Here is a 20,079-nt window from a genome sequence, read left to right on the forward strand (position 1 = left end):
TGAGCAGTGTCATTCGTCAGAAGAAATGACGATCAATCCAAACCGATCCCTGCCCGCCCTCAAGCGGGTATTTTTTTGCCTGGAGAAAGTGAATGCGCACATCTCAAGAGGGGTTGGCCCTCATTAAGTCAGCCGAAGGCCTGCGCCTGACTGCCTACCCCGACCCAGCGACCGGCAGTGAACCGTGGACGATCGGCTATGGCACGACGCGGGGCGTCAAGCAGGGCATGCGGATCACTGTCGACCAGGCTGATCAGTATCTGAAAGCTGACGTCGCGCGATTCGAGCCTGAGCTTGCCGGCCTGGTAAAAGTGCCGGTAACTCAAAACCAGTGGGATGCTCTGATGAGCTTCGTCTACAACCTTGGCGCGGCCAATCTGGCGTCATCGACTCTGCTCAAACTGCTGAACGCTGGTGATTATGCCGGTGCAGCCGCCCAATTCCCGCGCTGGAATAAGGCGGCGGGTAAGGAAATGCCAGGTTTGACCAAGCGCAGGGCTGCCGAGCAAGCCTTGTTCCTGAGCAAAGCATGATCGAGGTCCTGAAGCTTGTGCCCGCCTGGGCGTGGGCCGTTGTGGCGTTGGTGGTCGCTTTGACGGCTGGACTGGTCCACCAAACCCTGCAGCTCGCCGATGTGCGCACCGAGTTCGCCAAATACCAGAACGGGATCGCCTTGGCCGCCGAGAAGGCCAGCGAGAAAGCCAGAGAAACCGAACAGCAACGCCAACGCGATATTGACCAGGTGCGCCAAGATGCAGCCGACCAGAAACAGAAAGACGACGCTCATGCTGCTGAGCTGCTTGCTGCTGGTGACAGCCTGCGCAAACAAACCAGCCAGTTGCTTGCCGATCGAGCCACCCTCAGTACCCGCCTTGCCGCAAGAGGCAAGACAATTGACGACCTTACCGATCTGCTCGCCCAGTTGCGCACAGAAGCTGATGAGCATGCGGGCCAGTTGGCAGCAGCGCTTGACGCAAGTCGTCGGGCGGGATTCGCCTGTGAGCGTGCCTACTCCTCCTTGAGCGGCACGATCAGCCACTCGCCCTGATTCCGCACATTCCCCACATCCTTGCTCACCTCGAACCAAGTGAATTCCTCCGTCGGCCGGCAGCACTCCTTGGCGATCTCTGGTGTGACTTCCTGTTGTGGCGTTCCTGCAGATTGGATAAAGGCCGAAGGAAGTCTGCTCGGACAATTTGGGTCCTCTATAAAGCCCTGACCAGCGCATGCTTCGCAATCCTCGCGCAGGTCGAACCGATCGCAGCACTTCAGGCATAGGGTAAAAATGGAGAACAGCTCCTTTTCCCGCAGCGCCACGAAGGTCGGCATATCACCCGACTCAAGCGCCAGAATCGAAGCGTCCAGCAGCGCGCGGTAAGCGTCTGGATCGTCCAGCCGCTGGCGTAGGCCGTCTTGGAAGTTGCGATTCCTTTCTACCAGGGCAAGCTTCTGCCCCGTCTCGGTGTAAATGTAGCGGTCCCGGATCACGCCATAGCTCTGATAGGTGGCCGTCCAGATGCGGCGTTCAGGGTCGTCACGGCTAAACTGCGCGAAGAAGTGGCTCGGGCCAAAAGACTTTTCGGGAGGTCCGAGGAAATACCGGTTCCCGTTGATGTACCCAACGAAGCTGCCAGCCTGGTTGTAGACGTCATAGTCAGATGCGGGGTGCATCCATTCCTGCGGGAATTCCTCGCTGAAGTGGCAGTAGGCGCCGGTCAACAGCTCGACGAGCTCGAAACGTTCAAAGGCATCGATCAGGCCAACGCGCAGCATGTAGTCGGCGGAGCTCATGAGGCAGCTGTACTGACTGCTCTGGTTCCTCCATCCCTCATGGTTGTTCAGGCGGTGATGCCATTGGGCAAGCATTTCATCTCGGGTTGGTGGAGGCATGGCAAGGCTCGAATACTGTTTGTATATACAGTAATCGAGAAGGCCGTTCGAAGGCCAGCTTGGGTGACGAGTTGCGCATTGTGGTGAGTGGTAACGTCGGCAGAACGCCGGAGGAAGGGAGTTTTAAGTCAAAACTGTGTAGGGACTTTTGCGGGGATCTGTAAATTTCGGTACAGCACGGTTAGGCATCGTTTGCAGTGGGCGCCTATCCAATGTACCGGTTTTATTGCCTTTCAGAGCACCATTCAAGCATGGGGTGCTAGGGGTCGAGTGTTCGAATCACTCCGTCCCGACCATATTTTTCAATGACTTAGCCCAATCTTTTCAGGTTGGGCTTTTTCATGCGTGGCTATCTGGAAACCACCATCCAGTTCACTTCCCGAGATCGTCCTTTCCGAGTGTTTGCCTGCGTAAAAACGCTTGGAACTCATGTCGTCAAGGTCGGGTCAACCGAGTTCGATTACCCCAATTCGGTGTTTTCTCCATGACTCAGATGATCAAAGACATGAGCGAATCCTTAAGCGACGATCTCTATGAGAAAACGCGCGCCCAGCTGAACACGTTTATCGATGAAACCAACGCGTTGCTCGCGGCGGGGGATGTGCTACGTGAAGACAGGACGGCACTGGCGCGCGAGCGGCTGACCGAGTTTTTGAAACGGGCGGAGGCGGTTTCGACGGAGTCAGCCGTGGTGCCGCCGGTCACTCGCGTGGTGTCGACTGCCCGCAGCTACGTCACGGCCAATCCCTGGGTTGCGTTGGGCGCCGCGGCGGGTGTGGGCATTCTGGCCAGTTTGTTGCTCAATCGCAGGGCGTGAGGAGGGCGGGGTCATGCGCGGTCGTGGTATTCCAACCATGCGGCGGGGTGCTGGCGGGCGGTTCTGGCTTTCGCACGTGTACACGCGAGGCGAGGGTACGCGTATGGGCTACCCTCGTGATGGGCGTGTCAGTGATTGGTGCGGCTGGAACGCGTCCTGTGTGGCATCGGCAGGCGGGCGGCGAGCTGGTCTGGTGCTGAGGGATTTATTGAAGTATCGAAGGGGGGCATGCATGAGTGTCGACGAGGAGGCGGTTCGTCAACTGGCGCAACTGATCTGGGAGACAGAGGGACGGCCCGAGGGGCAGCAATCGCGGCATTGGGAGATGGCAACGAAGCTTGCCGAGTCTGCCGCTATGGCGCCGGATCGTGTGCCTCACCGACACACAATCGACACACTTTTTCCGGAGCCGGATGCCGGTGGCGCGCCCGATGATGACCGATGACTGATGCACCTGCTGGCAGGCCGATGGGGCAGTCGTCTCCAGAACTCACGTAGAGCGTTGCTCACATACATCGTGCGCAGTTTTTAAAGAAGTCAGGCCTCAAGACCGCTTTGCGAATCAGGCCTGGCTAATCTGCAGCTGGCCCAGCAGTGATTGGGCGAATTCTTCCGAGGCGATGAAGTCCAGCGCCTGGCGCAGTTTCACGGTCTCTTCAGCGCCGAAAGTCTTGTCGAACACCTGGGAGACGCGCTCGGAAATCTTGCGCGCTTCCCTGTATTTCTGCTGGCCGACTTCGGTCAGCAGCACTCGGCGGCTTCGACGGTCGGTTTCATCGATCTGCAGTTCGACGAGCCCGTCACGCACCAAAGGCTTGAGGGTGTGACCCAGGGCCGAGAGGTCCATAACCAAGGCCTGGGCCAGATCGCGCATACGGGGCTCATCACTGCGGGCGATTTGCGACAGCAGCGAATACTGAGTGGCCTTCAGGCCGCAGGACAGAAAGGCTTCATCATAGATCTGTCCCAAGCGGCGGGAGGCGCGACGCACCGAGCCGTTAGCGCAGCTGCTGGCCATGGCGGGATCTGAGCAGGATGTCGCACGTTTCAAAGCCTGATTACTCACTGCTGGCAATAGATTGAGCGATTATGCCTGCCCACGCGATCCGGACAAGGTTTTTCAGGCCATTGGTCCGGCGACATGGTGAAGCATGGCTATCCACCGAAGCGCGCCATCTTCGCGCTCAGCATCGCCTTCACCTCTGGCCACTCGTCATCAATGATGCTGAAGCGCACCGAGTTGCGCTTGCGCCCGTCCGGCATGATGCGTTCGTGACGCACGATGCCTTCCTGCTTCGCGCCGATCCGCAGGATGGCGGCGCGAGACTTTTCGTTGAGTTCGTCCGTGGTGAATTGCACCCGCAGGCACTTCATGGCCTCGAAGGCGTATTCCAGCAGGAGGTATTTCATCTCGGTGTTCAGCCCCGAGCGCTGCACCGACTGACTCAGCCAGGTGTGGCCGATTTCCAGCTTGCGGTTCTTGCGGTCGATCTTCCAGAAGCGTGTGCTACCGACGATCCGCCCGGTGTCGCGACGAACGATGGCAAACGGCATGACAGTCCCTGATTCACGTCCTGCGAGCGCCGTGGCGATGTACTGCGCAACCGTTGTGGGGCCGGGGATGACCGTGACCTTCATGTTCCACAGCTCGCCATCTTCAGCGGCTTGCAGCAAGGGCTCGGCGTGGTCGGTCTGCAAGGGTATCAACACCACGCTACTGCCGGTCAACGTTACCTGTTCAGCGGCAATCACCTCTGTACTCATGCTGCGAAGGGTCCTTGGGTCAGCTTAGGAGTCAGCCTTTGGGTTCAGCTTTTGGTTTGGCGTCTGGCAAAGCGGCGCCTTTTGGCCACAGCATCCAGATCTGTCCTTGTTGCTTCATGTTACCGGCCAATTCGCCCGCAGCATCGCCGGTGCCCCAGAACATGTCGGCACGCACCTCGCCGGCGATGGCACCGCCGGTGTCTTGTGCCGCGACCGGGCGCACCAGAGGCGTGCCGTCCGGGCGGGTCGAGGACAGCCACAGCAGGCTACCCAGCGGGATGACCTTGCGGTCGATAGCCACGCTGTAGCCTGCGGTCAGCGGTACGTTGAGCGAACCGCGCGGGCCTTCATTGCTGTCGGGGCGCAGGGTGAAGAACACGTAGCTGGGGTTGCTGCCCAGTAGTTCGTGCACGCGATCAGGATGGGCGATGGCCCAGTCGCGAATCCGGCCCATGGACACTTCGTCCTTGGTCAGCTGACCCTGTTCCACCAGCCAGCGGCCCACGGGTTTGTACGGGTGGCCGTTCTGATCGGCGTAGGCAATGCGCAATTGGCGACCGCTTTCCAGCTGAACGCGCCCCGACCCCTGGATCTGCAGGAACTGCAGGTCGATGGGGTTTTCCAGCCACGCGAGCACCGGGGCATTAACGCCTTTTTCGCCGATGGTGGCGGCGTCGTCATAGGGGCGCAGCACGCGACCATCGAGACGACCGCGCAGGCGCTTGCCTTTGAGTTCGGGGTAGATGCTGTCGAGATTGACGATGATCAAATCATCCGGCACGCCATAGATCGCCACCGGGTGCTGATCGTTGTGCTGCTCGCTGCCTTTATAGATGGGCTCGTAATAGCCGGTGATCAGGCCGTTTGCGCCGTGCTCGGAGGAACGCAGGCTGTAGACCTGTAGCTGGTTCTTGAGGAAGTCGCGCACCGCAGCGGGATTCTGTGGCACTTGCGCGGCCTGGGCGCAGGTGGCGCCCCACACCGGGTCCTTCGCCAGACGTTTGCAGGCAGAGAACCAGCTGTTGTATCCCGCCATCAGGTCGACGTCGTTGACCGCTGGCAGTTGGTCCCACTCGACACTGACGTACGTGGTGGCCTCGGGGGGCTTGGTCTTGGGCGCGCCGCCGTCGCAGGCAGCGAGCAGGGCAATCAAGGGGACGAGGCAGAACAGAAAGCGGCGCCAGTGCAGGCTTGGGGTCATCACGCGGGGTGTTCCTGAAAACAAGTGAAGGCGGCTAGCTTGGTGAAAGGCGACGGCGGCGTCAAATCCTCACGCGCTTAGTGGGAAGATGGTTACCTGATTTCCCCCAACATCTGTGGGACATTTCAGCCGCTCATCGCACTTTTTGCCGATTTGCCGCTCTATGCATGGCCGGGACACCGCGATCCACGCGGGATCCAGTTCGTTGAAGCGTTAGATCGATGGTTTCTGTTTCCTCTTGTTTCCACATGCGCCGTACGGTTCGCGCAGGACTTGCGCTGTGCCTGTTGGCACTGGGTATGGTCGGTTGCACGCGTCAGGACGGGAAGGACATGGCCACGCAGTTCAGCGAAACACGGCCTCAGGAGTTCTTTCAGACCAGCGTCGACCGCATGGCCACGCTGGCGATGCAGGACAACCTGGAGAGCCTGTACCTGCTGATGAACAAGCTGTATCTGCGCAACCCTGCCGAGTGGCGCAAATCCGGCTTCGTCGATGCCCGCTCGGCCGAGCGCAACGTGCGTCAGGCCATCGAACAGCAAAAACCATTGCCGCAATTGGGTAATCGTCGTGATCTTGCTGCATTGAGCTACGCCCTGAGCCCCGAGTTTCTCGGCGATCGTGTCGGCGCCTTCATCTATGCCATCGGCAGCATGCTGGTCACCGCTCACGGGGGACGGCTGGAGTTTTACATGACCGACCAGATCAACCCGAAATTCGTCAGCAACGCCGCGCGCAATATCGAGAAGGCGACATGGCTGTTGAGCCAGCGGCAGAACGCCAATGGCGAGCTCATGCTGTTTTCCAACGAGATTTCGGAGGAGGGCAGCAACCTGAGCTTTGCCACCGAATTTGGCAAGATCGTGGCGCGGCTGGACTTGCTGACCCAGATGCTCGACGAGCGTTACCGGCGCATTGGCCTCAACTATGCCCAGAGCCTGTTGTTCCTGAATTTCCTGCCGGTGCAGTGATGCCCGAAAAAGCGTCGGCAGCTCACAACCTGTGGGAGTGAGTTCATCTGCGAGAGGCTGGTACCGGTGATGCATGTGCGTCCCGGGCACCTTTTTCGCGAATGAAGTCGCTCCCACAGACCACGTCTAAAAAAAATCGCAGGTGTGGGCCGCGCCCGGCTCAATAACTCTCGCCGCGAATGTATTCCTGCATTTTATCGATCAGCCGGGCCTGTTCGGCGATGGCTTCCTTGACCAGGTCACCAATGGATAACAGCCCCACCAGCTCGCCGTTTTCCACCACTGGCAGGTGACGCAGGCGGCCATTGGTCATGATGCCCATGCATTCATCGACTTTGTGTTGCGGGGTGATGGTCTTGACCTCGTGGGTCATGATTTCGCTGATGGGCGTGCCGACCGAGGCGCGTCCTGCCAGCTCCATCTTGCGGGCGTAGTCGCGTTCGCTGACGATCCCGACCACTTTGCCATCCCTGACCACCGGTACGGCCCCGATGTTTTTCTCGGCCATCAGCTTGATCGCGTCGATAACCATTTGGTCGGGTCTTACGGTATGAACTTCCCCGTGATGCGTTTCTTTGAGTTTCAGTAGTTCGGCTACGGTCGTCATGCTGGCCTCTCCGGCGCGTATTTGTGAGCGCGGCCGCGTGAGTCGGGCCGTGTGTACAGAATCGTAGAGAGATGGCATTCCAGCAAGTTTTGGATGCGCCGCGCGGATGGCGAAAAGCGTCATGTTGATGGGGTTCGCCACGTTTTGTGCGCGGGTTGCGCTTTTCAACCTCAGACCACGCGCCGCGCCGCAGCGGGGGCCGTGTGTACCCGCAACAGGCGTGGAATGTCCTGGGTCTGTTTGACGAACCCCTGCACCCAATGCACAAAAGACACCTCGTCCAGGCTGTCCAGTGGCAGCTCGGTGCATAGCCGCACGTCCGAGCGTTCGTCGAGGGCCAGCCAGCAGCCGCTCATGGCTTTTGTATCGAAATTCAGGCGCAGCAGGTGTTCGTGCAAGCCGGTGGCGGGGAGTAGGGCCAGTTTGCGGTGCAGAACCGCCACATCGCCGGCGGGCGGGATTTCAATGATGACGACTTCACGATCCTGATCGAACAAGGCGCACACGCCGTTTTCCAGTTGCAGGGCGCTGCCCAGTTGTCGGCCCAGCGCGTCGATCAGTAGGTTGGCAATGCTCATTTCGGCTTCCTTCAGGTCAGTGTCGATTCAAGTGATCGGGAGCGTGGCCATCAGCGTGGCCGGAATACGCCGTAGTTGTCGGCGGCCATTTCCTGCGCCGAGGTGGTGTCGCCACGATCGGCGATAGCGCCGTCGGCGGTGACTTTCTTCGGGTTCAACTGATCAGCGCCGTATTCGAACGTCAGCTCGCCCATCAGGCGCTCAATGGCCAGGCTGCTGCCGCTTTTGTAGCTGACATACGGCAGCGGCACCCCCAGCGAATCGTCCTTGGCGGCGGAGCGAAACACCGCAATGCTCTTGATCCGCAGGTTGTCGCGGTTCGACAGCTGATTCTTCAAGCCTTCGCTGGTCAGCCTGCCACCGATCGCATTGTCTTCGATGCTTTGCTTGAGCGTGTCGGTGACTTCCAGCTTGATCTCGGCCCGAGTCGTGCCCTGCGAACTTTTCAGCTCATCGAGCAGGGCCTTGAGTTGCGGGTCATCGTTCATCATTTGATGGATACGTTCGGCATTACCCGGGTTGGCGTCGCGGCCGAGCATCTCCTTGACCACGTCAATACCGCGCTTGCTCAAGGCCTTCTGGTCGATGCGATTGACGTTGTTGTGCTTGACCACCATGTCCATCAGCGACATCAGGGCCGAGCCCTGTGCGTTGGCGTCTTGCTGACGATGGGTCTGGGCCAGGCTCATGAGCGCCGCATGCTGGGCGTCATTCTGCGCGGCCTGTCTGCCGTATTGGGTGTGCAATGCGGTCAGACGTTCGGCGACGGGACGGTCATCGTGCCTGACCTGCTTGAGTGCGGGAAAGGCTTTCTCGAGGCTGCTGGCCAGGCTTTTGACGTCGCTGGCCTGCACGGGGAGGGCGTCCTTGAAGCGCACGTCGTAGGTTTTGCCGGTCTTGCTGTCCAGCGACAGGGTGGCCGCCACGCCCATCGGCGCGCCGCCGGCGATGAATAGGTTGTCCGGGCGGGAAGAAAAAATGGTGCTGAACATCCGCGCATAACCTGTGACAGCGGCTTTTTCCAGCACGCGCGCGCGGTTGGCGCTGTAGATATCGGTCTTCAAGCCGTCGTTGCCACGCCCTTGAGTGCGCTCCCGCTCGGCGCTGAGCAAGGTCGCACTGGCCAGCAGGCCGACGCCGAAGCGCATGAAACCCGCCACCGGTTCCGCGTCGGTCTGACCGTAGTTGGTCCGCGACTCGATGTTGGCGCCCAGCTCCAGGTCGAAGTTGTGTTTGCCAGTGGTGCGCACTTCCTGCTCGACGCTGCGGTTCATCAGGTCCATGGGCTTGAGCCCGTTGACCTCCGGCTGCTTGCTGCTGTGCAGGGGCGTGTTGAGCAGGTCGTTCATGAACGCGTCCATCTCATCGTCACGCACGAAAAAGCTCAGGGCGGTGTTGTCGGAGTATTTGTACTTCGCGTCCAGGCTGCCGCCGAACCAGCCGCTGTTGGACTGGATGTTGGCATGGCTGTCGCCGGCGGTGGTCCTGGTGTCGGACTTGCCGCCGCCGAAGCCGAAGCTGCCGGTGCCACTGATGGCGCCTTCGCGGTTCATCGAGACTTTCAGGCCACGGTCGAAGCGGGTGAACGTGATGCCGTAGGTCCGCTCAGGGTCTACCCAGCCCCTGAAGCCAAGAAAGGCATCGCCGGTCGGGCCGCTGATGCCGCCGGTCACGCCGCCGCCATAGTTGCGGTTGATCTTCAGGCTCTCGCGGGGTTCGAGGTCGCGCAGCGCCTGGGTCAGATTGCGGGTCAGGTCGGTGGGCGTGGTCTGCAGCCCTTCAAGGACATTGCGTTTGACCGGATGGTTGTCCTTGCGCACGTATTTGAGCAGGCTCTTGGTCGCGTCGTAGCTGGCCTCAAGGGCTGCGTAACTGCGAAAGCCCGCGTCGGTGTAGCGCTTGATCGGGTCGTTGTCGTACGCCGTGTTGTGCAGGTCGGCCAGCGTCTGGGCGAACTCGTCCAGCTGAGGTTGAGGGCGACCGGGGTTGGCTGTCAGGTCATCCACCTGCGCGCTGAGGCGTTTCATGATCTGGGCGCTGGCCGCCAGCCGGGCGCTCAGCAGGGTCTGATTGTCGCCACGCTTGCGCGAGTCATCGAGGGGGGAGGCGGGGTTGCGGTGTTCGAGGGTGAAATTAACCCCCTGCAGACTGTGGATCATCGCGCCCAGCGGGTCGTCCGGCTTGATGCCGCTGTCTTCGAGGACGTGGGCGACTTCGTTGAACAGATCGGCCCTCGGCGGCTTGCCGGGCACAAAAGCGAGATTGGCGTGACCGCTGGTGTGCAGCGCGCCCTTGTTTTCAGCCAGCTCACGCAGGGTTTTCTGCATGTCCTCGTTGACCGTCTTTTGAAACCACTGGATCAGGTCGACCAGTTCGACGGCAGGCGCCGAGAGCGTTGCCCGGTCCAGTGTCGCCAGGCGCTCGCTCATGGCGTCCGGGGCGCGTGGGGGGCGTGTGGCGGCGGCGGTGGTTAGGCCACGCAGAGTGTTTACCTCGCTGGTGTACACCTCCCGCAGGCCCGCGCGGCCCTGCCAGGCATGCTGGACGCTGTCGGCCGGGACCTTGAATGCGCCGGTGGACGCCAGGTGAGAGGTGACGTAGTTCTGGGTCAGCGAGTTGGGTGCGTAGTTGCGCAGTTTTGCGGTTTCCACGTTGTTGCGGCCCATAACGTTGAAGCTGGTCTTGAGCATGCCCTTGCGGGTGAATCCGGGCTCGCCGGCGGTGAGGTTGTCGAAGTGGGCATGGGCCGCGGGCGGCACCACGGCGGCGGCTTCTTCCAGTTCCCGCTGCGTCGGGGCAGGTATCCAGTCGCCGTCCGGATTGAGCACGTGCTTGCTGATCGTGGCGGCATCATTTGCCGTTGCGCCCGGCACGCTGAGTTCCAGGCTGAGGCGTCCCTGATGATCGGTTTCAAGGTTGCGCAGGGTTGCACCCGCCGGTAGGCCCTCCAGTGAAGCGGCGGCCCAGGCACGGTTGGCGTACATATTTTTCGGATCGACGCCAGTCCCCGTCATCTGATAAAGCGCGCCGTTCTTGAGGACGAACCAGTCCTTGCCGTCACTGCCGATGCCAGTGATGTGACCTCCATCCGGCAGTTGCGGCAGGATCGCCCGTTCACCGTTCTGATCATGCAGGCGCAAGCGGCCTGCGCTCAGGGTCATGTAGCGCTGATCGTTCTGAATGGCGACCTTGTCCACCGTCAGGTGCTCCGCGCCGCGCATGATCGTGCCTTTGGCTTCGGTGCCGCGCCCCGGCAGGACGAGGTCGACGCCCTGGCTCATGTCGTGGGCGGCGGCTTGAGGGGCGACTTTCAGTTGTTTGAGCTTGCCGTCCTTGTCGATCAGGTAGGCGAAGCCGTCACGGGCAGCGACCAGTGACTTGATATCGGTTTCGCTGGTTTTTTTCCATTCGTTTGTGCGTGGGTCCTGTGCCAGGAGGGTGTTGTCGTGACTGGCGATACGCCCACGAGGGAGTTGAATCTGACGATCCAGCGCGGGGGCAAGGGGTGGCAGGCCTTTTTGCCGGTCCATGATCAGCGGCGTCATGTTCCAGCCAGGCTTGAAGTCCTCTGTGTGCGCATCCCATGAGGCGCTGTGTTCGACGCCTTTATGGTCCTTGAGCCTGATGTGCAGTAGGCCAAGATCGTCGTGGAAAAAATCGCTGATGGCATGTTCGCCGTACGCCGCCGTCAAGGCCGCAGAAGCGGGTCGCTCCTGCAGTGCGACTTCGCCCACCACGAATCCGCTCTCCAGGCGCTCATCCGGATCGGGCAACGGCGCCTGCACCAGCTTCCCGGAGGCGGTGGTGGCCAAAAGGGTGTCGCCCAAAACAGCGAGGGATTTGGGTTGCAGCGCCTCTTTATTCGCGGCCCCCCGAGGCGGCACCATCAACAGCACGTCATTGACGCCTTGACCGAACGCATTGTGGCGTTCGAGCAGCATGTTCTTTTGCGGGTCTTGCGACAGCCCCAATAACTGACCGTCGTGGGTGCGTGCCAAGGCGCTGACCGGGTGGTTGAACGCCAGTGGCCTGTCAAGGTCGTTCAGCGGGTGCACCTGGCCCTGGGCGTTCAGCGCGTAGAGCTGATCGTTGACGACCGGCAGCAGGGTTTTGAGTGCGGGAGCGTCGTCAGATGTTCGCCAGCGATCACCATTCAATTGAAAGAGGGTGTTTTCGTGAATACGCCAGGCTTGTCCCTCGTCATCAAGGTGCACGCCGGTGATCTGGGCGCGGTGGGCATCGGTGGGAAGGCTCGGCAAGCGTGGGGTGCCAGCTTCGCTGCTTTTGAACACCGAAACCGCCAAGGGGCTGGCTTGCGCATGGATAAGCCGGTTTTGCGAGTCGGTCAGCAGATAGGCCGTCTTGTTTGCGGCGTCGATGTGCAGTGACTGCAGGTGCTGATAGCGCTCGGTGGGCTTGCCGAGGATCCCTTGCAGCAGTCTTTCCGTAGGGTTGGCGCGTCCTTCCTGACCGACCATCAGGCGCTGGTTGTCCAGTGCCATGCTCAGTGCTGGGAGCATTTCGACCTCGACCGGCGTCGCAACTCGGGCGCGGGCGGTTTCTGGCGCAACGGGGGTTGCCGAGCGGGAGCTGCGAGGCGTTGACGACGAATCGCCGGACTTGGCCCGGAACAGCCCCTCCTTCAAATGACGGCCCTTGTTCACGACCGACTGGCTGATCGCATCCATGCGCGCCCGAATGCCGGTGCGTTGTCGGATACCCGTGCTCGGGCCGGCCTGGTCGCTGCTGGCCACGGTGGCGAGGGATTGAGCGCGATGAAGCGATTGGGTTGGGGTGACCATACTGACGCCATCCTTGCAGTAAATACTGTGGGGACTGAGTGGCGTCAGATGAAGAGAGGTTCCAGCGGCGTTGAGGAAAAATCAGGCGGGTGCGTCAGGCGCCTTGCGTCGAGGCCGGGAAATCACCGACTCGATGTTCTTGCGCCCGATCAGCAAGGGGCTCTTGGCCTTGCGCGAGGCGGGCATGTCGGCCAGCCATTTGTACATCACCAAGCAGTCGACCAGGCCGTGACGGGCATGGCGATAAGCACGGGGCAGGCGGCCGACGGTGTCGAACCCCAGCTTGTTCCAAAGGGCCACAGCGACCTCGTTGGTCGATACCACCGAGTTGAACTGCATCGCGCTGAAGCCGCTGTCCACCGCCAGTTGCTGGGAGTGTTCGCACATCAGACGCGCCACGCCACGACCACGGGCTTGGGGGGTGACCATGTAGCCGCAGTTGCACACATGATTGCCGGGACCGGCTGCGTTGGCCTTGAGGTAATAGCTGCCCAGCAGCACGCCGTCTTCTTCGGCGATCAGCGTGTGCAGCGGGTATTCCAGCCACAGGTGCAGGGCCTGTTCATGGGTCAGGCCGGGATCAAAGGCGTAGGTTTCCTGCGCCTTGATCACCGCTTGAAAGGTGGGCCAGAAGCGCTCGAAGTCTTCGGGCGTCATGGGGCGGATCTGGATCATTGAGCGTCCGGAATCAGTCAGGTTGATGCAAACCCTGTTGGAGTGAGCTTGCTTGCGATGGTGTTGGCCTGGAGGTCATTGCGTTGAATGACACATCCGATCGCAAGCAAGCCCACTTCTACAGGCAGGAGGAAGCCGTCAGGACACCACGCGATAGCACGGCACGTACGCCGCGCCGCCGGGCAGTTTCATCCGGTGCTGTTCGACGAAGGCCTGCAGCAGCTTGTCCAGCGGCTTCATTACTTCGGCGTCGCCGTGGATTTCATACGGGCCGTGTTCTTCGATTAGCCGAATGCCCTTGTCCTTGACGTTGCCCGCCACGATGCCGGAGAACGCCCGACGCAGGTTGGCCGCCAGCTCATGGGGCGGCAGATCGCGACGCAGCTGCAGGCTGGACATGTTGGCGTGAGTCGGGTCGAACGGGCGCTGGAAGCTCTCTTCGATCTTCAGCAGCCAGTTGAAGTGGAACGCATCGGCCCGCTCGCGACGGAACTGACGCACGGCCGCAAGGCCCGCGGTCATCTGCCGGGCGACTTCGGCCGGGTCGTCGATGATGATCGTGTAATGCTTGTGCGCCGCTTCGCCCAGGGTGGCGCTGACGAACGCGTGCAGCTGCTCCAGATACGGAGCGGTGCTTTTCGGCCCGGTCAGGATCACCGGGAACGGCAGGCCCTGATTGTCCGGGTGCATCAGGATGCCCAGCAGGTAGAGGAACTCCTCGGCCGTACCGGCGCCGCCCGGAAAGATGATGATGCCGTGGCCGACGCGCACAAAGGCTTCCAGACGTTTTTCGATGTCCGGCAGGATCACCAGCTCGTTGACGATGGGGTTCGGCGCTTCGGCAGCGATGATGCCGGGCTCGGTCAAGCCGAGATAACGGCCGCCGTTGATGCGCTGCTTGGCGTGGGCGATGGTCGCGCCCTTCATCGGGCCCTTCATCACGCCGGGGCCGCAACCGGTGCAAATGTCCAGCTTGCGCAGGCCCAGTTCGTGGCCGACTTTCTTGGTGTATTTGTATTCTTCAGTGTTGATTGAGTGGCCGCCCCAGCACACCACCATCTTAGGCTCCACGCCGGGGCGCAGGGTGCGGGCGTTGCGCAGCAAGTGGAACACGTAGTCGGTGATGCCCTGGGAGGAGTCCAGGTCGATGCGCTGGCTGTCCAGTTCGCTTTCGGTGTAGACGATATCGCGCAGGGCGCTGAACAACATCTCACGGGTGCTGGCGATCATCTCGCCATCGACGAAGGCATCTGCCGGAGCGTTGAGCAGTTCCAGGCGCACGCCGCGATCCTGTTGATGAATACGTACTTCGAAGTCCTTGTACGCTTCGAGAATGGTTTTGGCGTTATCGACATGGGCGCCGGTGTTGAGAATGGCCAGGGCGCACTGGCGGAAGAGGTTATAAATGCTGCCTGAACCGGCAGCGCTGAGCTGTTGTACTTCTCGTTGCGACAGAGTCTCCAGGCTACCCTTAGGACTGACCGATGCGTTGATTACGTGTCTTGGAGCCATTCTGAATTCCTTGAAAGCGATGCCGGCCGGTCGTTGTCGCCGGTCGGCATTAGTACAGTGAGCCTTACCGCCGCTCACCCATGGGGCCATTTTTTACATCGCTCGGTCAGGAAAGCAAACGTTGTGAGTGAAATCTTTGGATCGGCTGCAAACCCTGTGGAAGTGAGCTTGCTCACGAAAGCGTCGTGTCAGTCACGTGCTGCGTGTAAGTGCCTACGCATTCGTGAGCAAGCCCACTCCCACAGATCGGGGATACCCGCAAAAATGCAGGGCTCAAACGATCAGTGACTTTTGATTTTCCGCTGTGCCCCGGTATGCTGCACGTCGACGTCCAGATGCCCGTGACAACGCCGCCCTATGATCTTCAACTTCGTGATTTTCCTCAGCACCCTGATCGCCATGGAGGCTGTCGGCTGTCTTGCGCACAAGTACGTGATGCACGGCTGGGGCTGGTTTCTGCATCGCTCCCACCACGAAGAGCACCTGGGCGCCTTCGAAACCAACGATATCTACTTACTGGCGCTGGGCACGGTGGCCGTCGGCCTGATCGTGCTCGGCAACAGCGGCTACGATCCGCTGCAATGGGTGGGGGCGGGCGTCGCGGCGTTCGGCCTGATCTACATTCTGATCCACGACGGCGTCGTCCATCGGCATTGGCCGGTGCGCCCTCAACCGCGCCATCGCTACCTTCGCCGCCTCTATCAGGCCCACCTCATGCATCACGCCGTCAAAGGCCGTCGCAACAGCGTGTCCTTCGGCTTTCTGTATGCGCCGAGCGTCGCCACCCTGCAAAAGCAGTTGCGTGACATGCGCGATGCCGAGCGCCTGCGTGCACGCGCAGCCTTGGCCAACGACCTTTGCGACACACCCCTCAACTCCGATTTACAGAACGGCTGACGCCTACTTACAGACTCGGAACATGCTCGGGAGACCCACGTGACTCAATCCATCACAAAGCCAGCAACAGGCAAAACCATCACCTACAAACGCCCCGACGGCAAAGACGTCAGCGGGTATCTGGCCAGCCCCGCGAAGACCGAGGGCGCCCCGGCCATCGTGGTGATTCAGGAATGGTGGGGGCTCAACGACCAGATCCGCGGCGTGGCCGATCGTCTGGCCGCAGCGGGTTATCTGGCGTTGGTGCCGGATCTTTATCGCGGCGAGATGACCGTTGAAGAGGAGGAAGCCCATCATCTGATGAGTCAGCTCGACTTCGCCGACGCGGCCACTCAGGACATTCGCGGCGCCGTGCAACACCTCAAGACTTCCACCCCGAACGTTGGCGTCACCGGTTTCTGCATGGGCGGGGCGCTGACCCTGCTGGCGCTGAATTTCATCCCTGAGCTGACAGCGGGCGTGGTGTTCTACGGCATGCCGCCGCTGGAGTACCTGGACCCGAAAAACATCAAGGTGCCGGTGCAGGCGCACTGGGCGACTCAGGATGAATTCTTCACGGCAGAAAACGTCGACGAGCTGGAAGACAAGCTCACCGAAGGTGGAGTCGACATCGAATTCCACCGTTACCTGGCCCATCACGCGTTCGCCAACGAAACCGCCGTGGGTCATGGCCGCATTCCTGGCACGCAGTACGACCCGGTCTGGGCGCAGCTGGCCTGGGACCGGGCGCTGACCTTCTTTGGCCGTACCTTGTGGGGCTGATGCGCTAAATCAGGGACGCGGCCTGCCAGTCGGCCACGGTCTGCGCGCTAATGCTGACCCCGCCGCAGACCACGACTACCACGTCATGGGCCTCGGCGATGGCGGGGTGATCGTGATAGGCAACAGCCAGCGACACGCCGCAGGCCGGCTCCACCAACTGGCGCTGGTCCTCGGCGTAGCGCAGCACGCCGTTGATGGCGTCGGCATCGCTGAGCACCACGCAGTCGTGGGGGAAGTGGCGGATGTGTTCCACCGGCCAAGCCGCCACCTGAGAAGCGGCGAGGGAGCTGGCGACGGTCTTGACCTGCGCCAGTTTCACCGGGTAACCCGCCTTGACCGCAGCGGCGAATGACGCCGCCCCTTCGGTTTCGCAGGCGACGACACGGCAATCGAAGCGTTGATGCCGTTCCAGGCCCGTCAGAATCCCTGCCAATAAACCTGCGCCACCCACTGACGTAACGATCGCGTCGACCCGTGGGCAGTCCTCCAGAATCTCGTCGACCATCGTGCTGTGGCCTTCCCACAACAGCGGGTGATCGAACGCTGGCACGTATTGAGTGCCGGGCTCTTCGGCCAGTTGCAGGGCCAGTTGATTGGATTCGTCCCAGACCTGCCCGTGCACCTGAACCTGCGCGCCGGTGCGGGCGATGCGTTGGCGAGTGGCTTCAGGCGTGGAGGCGGGCACGATGATCAGCGCCTCCAGCCCCAGACTGATCGCCGCCATCGCGGCCGCCAGCCCGGCGTTGCCCCCCGAAGGGCAGACCACCCGCTGCATGCCTTGCTCGGCGGCATAGGCACACAAACGGCCCATGCCGCGCATTTTGAACGAGCCGCTGGGTTGCAGGTTTTCCAGCTTGAGCCAGATGCGTCGCGTGGGTGTCGAGAGGTGAGGGTGGAGGATCAGCGGGGTGCGGATATGCAGCATCGGTGGGCTCCGGTGGCAGGCAATGGTGTTCAGAACAGGCTGAATCGGATGGGATTTCTTATGGGGCTTTGCAAAAAAGAGCGTCATGAAAAGACCGGTCATGTCCCTTGCGACATGACCGGTCTGGCCGTCAGGCATTGGGATCAAATGACTCCGCAGGCGACTCGATCACCGCCACCGCCCAGGGGCATCGGCATGTCAGCGTGGTTATCGCCGCCTGCGTGGATCATCAGCGCATGGCCTTTGATCTCGGAGATTTTCTTCAGGCGTGGCGCCAGAACCGGGTAATCGGCTGTGCCCTTGGCGGTGACGTAGATCGCTGGCAGGTCACCCAGGTGGCCGTCGGCGTAGGGGCCCAGATGCTTGCCGGTCTTGGCCGGGTCGAAGTGCCCGCCTGCAGCCAGTGCCGCGCCTTTTTTACCGTCTTTCACGCCCACGTCACAGCTACCGTTTTCATGCACGTGAAAGCCGTGAATGCCCGCAGGCAGGGCGCTTAATTTGGGGGTAAACAACAGGCCGTAGGCGGTCTCGCTGATGGTGATCTGGCCGATGGGCTGGGGCGCGCCGTCGACGCTGACCAGATTGATCGGGACTTCCAGGGTTTGCGCCTGGACCACGGAAGAAAGGGCGCCAAGGCTGAGCGTGCTGAAAAGACCGAGCCACAGATAAGGTTTCATATGCGTTCCATCGAATGGGTTGGGTTGCGACGTTCAGCGTAGCCGAACGGCCCGCAGCTCTCGCGGGCTGCCTGGGTTTTGAGTGTGTCAGCAGATGTAGGTTCGAGGGAATATCCTCAGCGCAGGGACTGCGGCGGAATGGCATAGGTGCCGACCACATGGGCCACGGCGTCCGGCAGTCCCTCTGAATACAACGACACCTCGCCGATGGCCAGGGTCTTGCCGACTTTCATCAACTGGCACTCGGCAATGATCCGCCGCCCGGCCTCGGGTTTGCGCAGGAAGTTGATGGTCAGGCTGGTGGTCACCGTCAGCGGCACGATCCCGATGACGCCAAGCACCGCGACATACAGCGCCACATCCGCCACGGCCATCAGCGTCGGGCCCGATACGGTGCCGCCAGGGCGCAGATCCGATGCGTCGACCACCTGGGAAATCGTCGCCCGCTGCTCGCCGACTTCCTCGACGACGATCCGCGTTTGCGGAAACTCCCGGGCAATGAACGCCGCGATCTCTTCTTTGCTCGCCATGCTGTGCTCCTGCGAAATGGGCATCGCAAGCCTTGATGAGCGGGCGGGGAATGTCAACGCAGAGTGTCCCCGGGGAAGCGAATTCATTCGCGAAAGAGTGTATGGCCGGTGGTGATGCGTCGGATGTACCGGCCCATCGCGAATGAATTCACTCCCACAGGTTTTGGCTGTGTGGATGGCTGGGAGTAAGTGGTGTGTTGAAGATGATTCAGAGCATGACCGAGTCTTTCAGATGGCCCCGAACCTCCTCTGTGGGAGCGAATTCATTCGCGAAAGAGTGTATGGCCGGTGGTGATGCGTCGGGTGTAGCGGCCCATCGCGAATGAATTCGCTCCCACAGGTTTTGGCTGTGTGGATGGCTGGGAGTAAGTGGTGTGTTGAAGATGATTCAGAGCATGACCGAGTCTTTCAGATGGCCCCGAACCTCCTCTGTGGGAGCGAATTCATTCGCGAAAGAGTGTATGGCCGGTGGTGATGCGTCGGGTGTAGCGGCCCATCGCGAATGAATTCGCTCCCATAGGTTTTGGCTGTGTGGATGGCTTAAGGGGCTGTGCTGCAGCGGCTTGAGATATCCGGACAAACAGTCCCGCGACCCACCTGCGCACCCGCCGCTACTGTCATTGCTTCTTGATGAACGAAAGGAGGGGCAGGGATGCCCGATTCGCCGCATTCTCACCGCCTGCGCTCAGGTCGGGTTTCGGAGCCAGGCAGGGTCTATCTCATCACCTCCACCACTGAAAATCGAAGACCCTGGTTCACCGATGTTCAGCTCGGCCGTCTGGTGGTCGCCCAGTTGCGTCGAGCCGATCAGCAGGGGCTTGTTTCGTCGCTGGCCTGGGTGCTGATGCCTGATCACCTTCACTGGCTGCTGGAGCTCAAGGAGGGTTCGCTGGATCACCTGATGAAACAGGTCAAGGCAAGTAGCGCCGTCTCCCTCAATCGAGCGATCCAGCGTCGCGGGAGAGTCTGGCAGCAAGGGTTTCATGACCGAGCCATGCGCTATGACGATGACTTGCGAAAAGCTGCCAGGTACATCATCACCAACCCGCTCAGGGCTGGTCTGGTCAAGCGGGTGGGGGATTATCCGCTTTGGGATGCGGTCTGGCTTTGAACGCTGGATTTGACTGACGCCATGGGATGGCCGTCATTGCCCCTGTGGGAGCGAATTCATTCGCGAAAGAGTGTGTGGCCGATGGAGATGCGTCGGATGTCCCGGCCCATCGCGAATGAATTCGCTCCCACAGGTTTAGATCTGTGCAAGGCCGGAAGTCAGTGATGGGTTGAAGACGATTCAGCGCATGACCGAGTCTTTGAGATGGCCCCGATCCTCCCCTGTGGGAGCGAATTCATTCGCGAAAGAGTGTATGGCCGGTGGTGATGCGTCGGGTGTAACAGCCTCTCGCGAATGAATTGGCTCTGTCTGCGTAAAGTGTTGCTGGCAGCTAAGCTTGTAAAGTCGACATTCGTTTTC

General features: G+C 60.9%; 20 protein-coding genes. 8 read left to right on the plus strand and 12 right to left on the minus strand.

Translation table 11 applies throughout. The features are described from left to right. Positions 1-92: 92 nt before the first annotated feature. Both AC07V9_RS29165 and AC07V9_RS29170 read left to right on the plus strand, forming a co-directional pair. Positions 93-533, plus strand: coding sequence for a lysozyme (locus AC07V9_RS29165; protein ID WP_495019086.1), 441 nt, complete (start codon positions 93-95; stop codon positions 531-533). Next, entirely contained in the window at positions 530-1,048 is a 519-nt protein-coding gene (locus AC07V9_RS29170; RefSeq protein ID WP_495019087.1) for a DUF2514 family protein, read from the plus strand. Before AC07V9_RS29165 ends, AC07V9_RS29170 begins: the two co-directional genes overlap by 4 nt. Here AC07V9_RS29170 and AC07V9_RS29175 read toward each other — a convergent pair. Beyond that, complete coding sequence (locus AC07V9_RS29175; protein WP_495019088.1) at positions 1,009-1,791, minus strand: hypothetical protein; 783 nt, start codon at positions 1,789-1,791, stop codon at positions 1,009-1,011. The two genes, AC07V9_RS29170 and AC07V9_RS29175, sit on opposite strands and share 40 nt — an antisense overlap. A gap of 583 nt (positions 1,792-2,374) precedes the next feature. Between AC07V9_RS29175 and AC07V9_RS29180 the strand changes: the two genes are divergently transcribed. Then, positions 2,375-2,707, plus strand: coding sequence for an ElaB/YgaM/YqjD family protein (locus AC07V9_RS29180; protein WP_495019089.1), 333 nt, complete (start codon positions 2,375-2,377; stop codon positions 2,705-2,707). Positions 2,708-2,939: 232 nt separating this feature from the next. After that, positions 2,940-3,152, plus strand: coding sequence for a DUF2934 domain-containing protein (locus tag AC07V9_RS29185; protein ID WP_495019090.1), 213 nt, complete (start codon positions 2,940-2,942; stop codon positions 3,150-3,152). A 117-nt stretch (positions 3,153-3,269) separates the two neighbouring features. Here the strand turns inward: AC07V9_RS29185 and AC07V9_RS29190 are convergent, their stop codons facing one another. The 3 genes from AC07V9_RS29190 to mltA form a co-directional block, all read right to left on the minus strand. Beyond that, complete coding sequence (locus AC07V9_RS29190; protein ID WP_495019091.1) at positions 3,270-3,725, minus strand: MarR family winged helix-turn-helix transcriptional regulator; 456 nt, start codon at positions 3,723-3,725, stop codon at positions 3,270-3,272. A 137-nt stretch (positions 3,726-3,862) separates the two neighbouring features. Next, positions 3,863-4,471 carry a GNAT family N-acetyltransferase gene (locus AC07V9_RS29195; RefSeq protein ID WP_495019092.1) on the minus strand — a complete coding sequence of 203 codons (609 nt, stop codon included), beginning with the start codon at positions 4,469-4,471 and terminating at the stop codon, positions 3,863-3,865. Between the two features lie 31 nt (positions 4,472-4,502). After that, positions 4,503-5,672, minus strand: coding sequence for a murein transglycosylase A (gene mltA, locus AC07V9_RS29200; RefSeq protein ID WP_495019105.1), 1,170 nt, complete (start codon positions 5,670-5,672; stop codon positions 4,503-4,505). 248 nt (positions 5,673-5,920) lie between these two features. Here mltA and AC07V9_RS29205 point away from each other — a divergent pair, with 248 nt between their 5' ends. Next, positions 5,921-6,643 (plus strand): hypothetical protein, encoded by a 723-nt coding sequence (locus AC07V9_RS29205; protein ID WP_495019093.1) that lies wholly within the window; start codon positions 5,921-5,923, stop codon positions 6,641-6,643. A 160-nt stretch (positions 6,644-6,803) separates the two neighbouring features. Here AC07V9_RS29205 and AC07V9_RS29210 read toward each other — a convergent pair whose 3' ends face one another. The 5 genes from AC07V9_RS29210 to ppnN all read right to left on the minus strand — a co-directional run bounded on the left by AC07V9_RS29210 (position 6,804) and on the right by ppnN (position 14,817). Beyond that, a complete protein-coding gene (locus AC07V9_RS29210) occupies positions 6,804-7,250 on the minus strand; it encodes a CBS domain-containing protein (protein WP_495019094.1) in 447 nt (148 codons plus the stop codon). A 170-nt stretch (positions 7,251-7,420) separates the two neighbouring features. Beyond that, complete coding sequence (locus tag AC07V9_RS29215; RefSeq protein WP_495019095.1) at positions 7,421-7,828, minus strand: type III secretion system chaperone; 408 nt, start codon at positions 7,826-7,828, stop codon at positions 7,421-7,423. 50 nt (positions 7,829-7,878) lie between these two features. Beyond that, positions 7,879-12,630, minus strand: a complete 4,752-nt coding sequence (locus tag AC07V9_RS29220; RefSeq protein WP_495019096.1) for an AvrE-family type 3 secretion system effector — start codon at positions 12,628-12,630, stop codon at positions 7,879-7,881. 81 nt (positions 12,631-12,711) lie between these two features. Continuing rightward, on the minus strand, positions 12,712-13,305 hold the full coding sequence (locus tag AC07V9_RS29225) for a GNAT family N-acetyltransferase (RefSeq protein WP_495019097.1): 594 nt from the start codon (positions 13,303-13,305) through the stop codon (positions 12,712-12,714). 138 nt (positions 13,306-13,443) lie between these two features. After that, positions 13,444-14,817 carry a nucleotide 5'-monophosphate nucleosidase PpnN gene (gene ppnN, locus AC07V9_RS29230; RefSeq protein ID WP_495019098.1) on the minus strand — a complete coding sequence of 458 codons (1,374 nt, stop codon included), beginning with the start codon at positions 14,815-14,817 and terminating at the stop codon, positions 13,444-13,446. A gap of 357 nt (positions 14,818-15,174) precedes the next feature. Between ppnN and AC07V9_RS29235 the strand changes: the two genes are divergently transcribed. Both AC07V9_RS29235 and AC07V9_RS29240 read left to right on the plus strand, forming a co-directional pair. Then, positions 15,175-15,714 carry a sterol desaturase family protein gene (locus tag AC07V9_RS29235; protein WP_495019099.1) on the plus strand — a complete coding sequence of 180 codons (540 nt, stop codon included), beginning with the start codon at positions 15,175-15,177 and terminating at the stop codon, positions 15,712-15,714. Positions 15,715-15,753: 39 nt separating this feature from the next. Continuing rightward, positions 15,754-16,476 carry a dienelactone hydrolase family protein gene (locus AC07V9_RS29240; RefSeq protein WP_495019100.1) on the plus strand — a complete coding sequence of 241 codons (723 nt, stop codon included), beginning with the start codon at positions 15,754-15,756 and terminating at the stop codon, positions 16,474-16,476. Between the two features lie 4 nt (positions 16,477-16,480). Here AC07V9_RS29240 and AC07V9_RS29245 read toward each other — a convergent pair whose 3' ends face one another. The 3 genes from AC07V9_RS29245 to AC07V9_RS29255 form a co-directional block, all read right to left on the minus strand. Beyond that, entirely contained in the window at positions 16,481-17,401 is a 921-nt protein-coding gene (locus AC07V9_RS29245; protein WP_495019101.1) for a pyridoxal-phosphate dependent enzyme, read from the minus strand. Between the two features lie 143 nt (positions 17,402-17,544). Beyond that, a complete protein-coding gene (gene sodC, locus AC07V9_RS29250; RefSeq protein ID WP_495019102.1) occupies positions 17,545-18,078 on the minus strand; it encodes a superoxide dismutase [Cu-Zn] SodC in 534 nt (177 codons plus the stop codon). Positions 18,079-18,194: 116 nt separating this feature from the next. Next, positions 18,195-18,608: a PaaI family thioesterase gene (locus AC07V9_RS29255; RefSeq protein ID WP_495019103.1), complete on the minus strand. Its 414-nt coding sequence runs from the start codon at positions 18,606-18,608 to the stop codon at positions 18,195-18,197. Positions 18,609-19,260: 652 nt separating this feature from the next. Here AC07V9_RS29255 and AC07V9_RS29260 point away from each other — a divergent pair. Beyond that, positions 19,261-19,719 carry an REP-associated tyrosine transposase gene (locus AC07V9_RS29260; protein ID WP_495019104.1) on the plus strand — a complete coding sequence of 153 codons (459 nt, stop codon included), beginning with the start codon at positions 19,261-19,263 and terminating at the stop codon, positions 19,717-19,719. The last annotated feature ends 360 nt before the right edge of the window (positions 19,720-20,079 follow it).

It is taken from the genome of Pseudomonas sp. GW821-FHT02A11 (assembly GCF_059421985.1).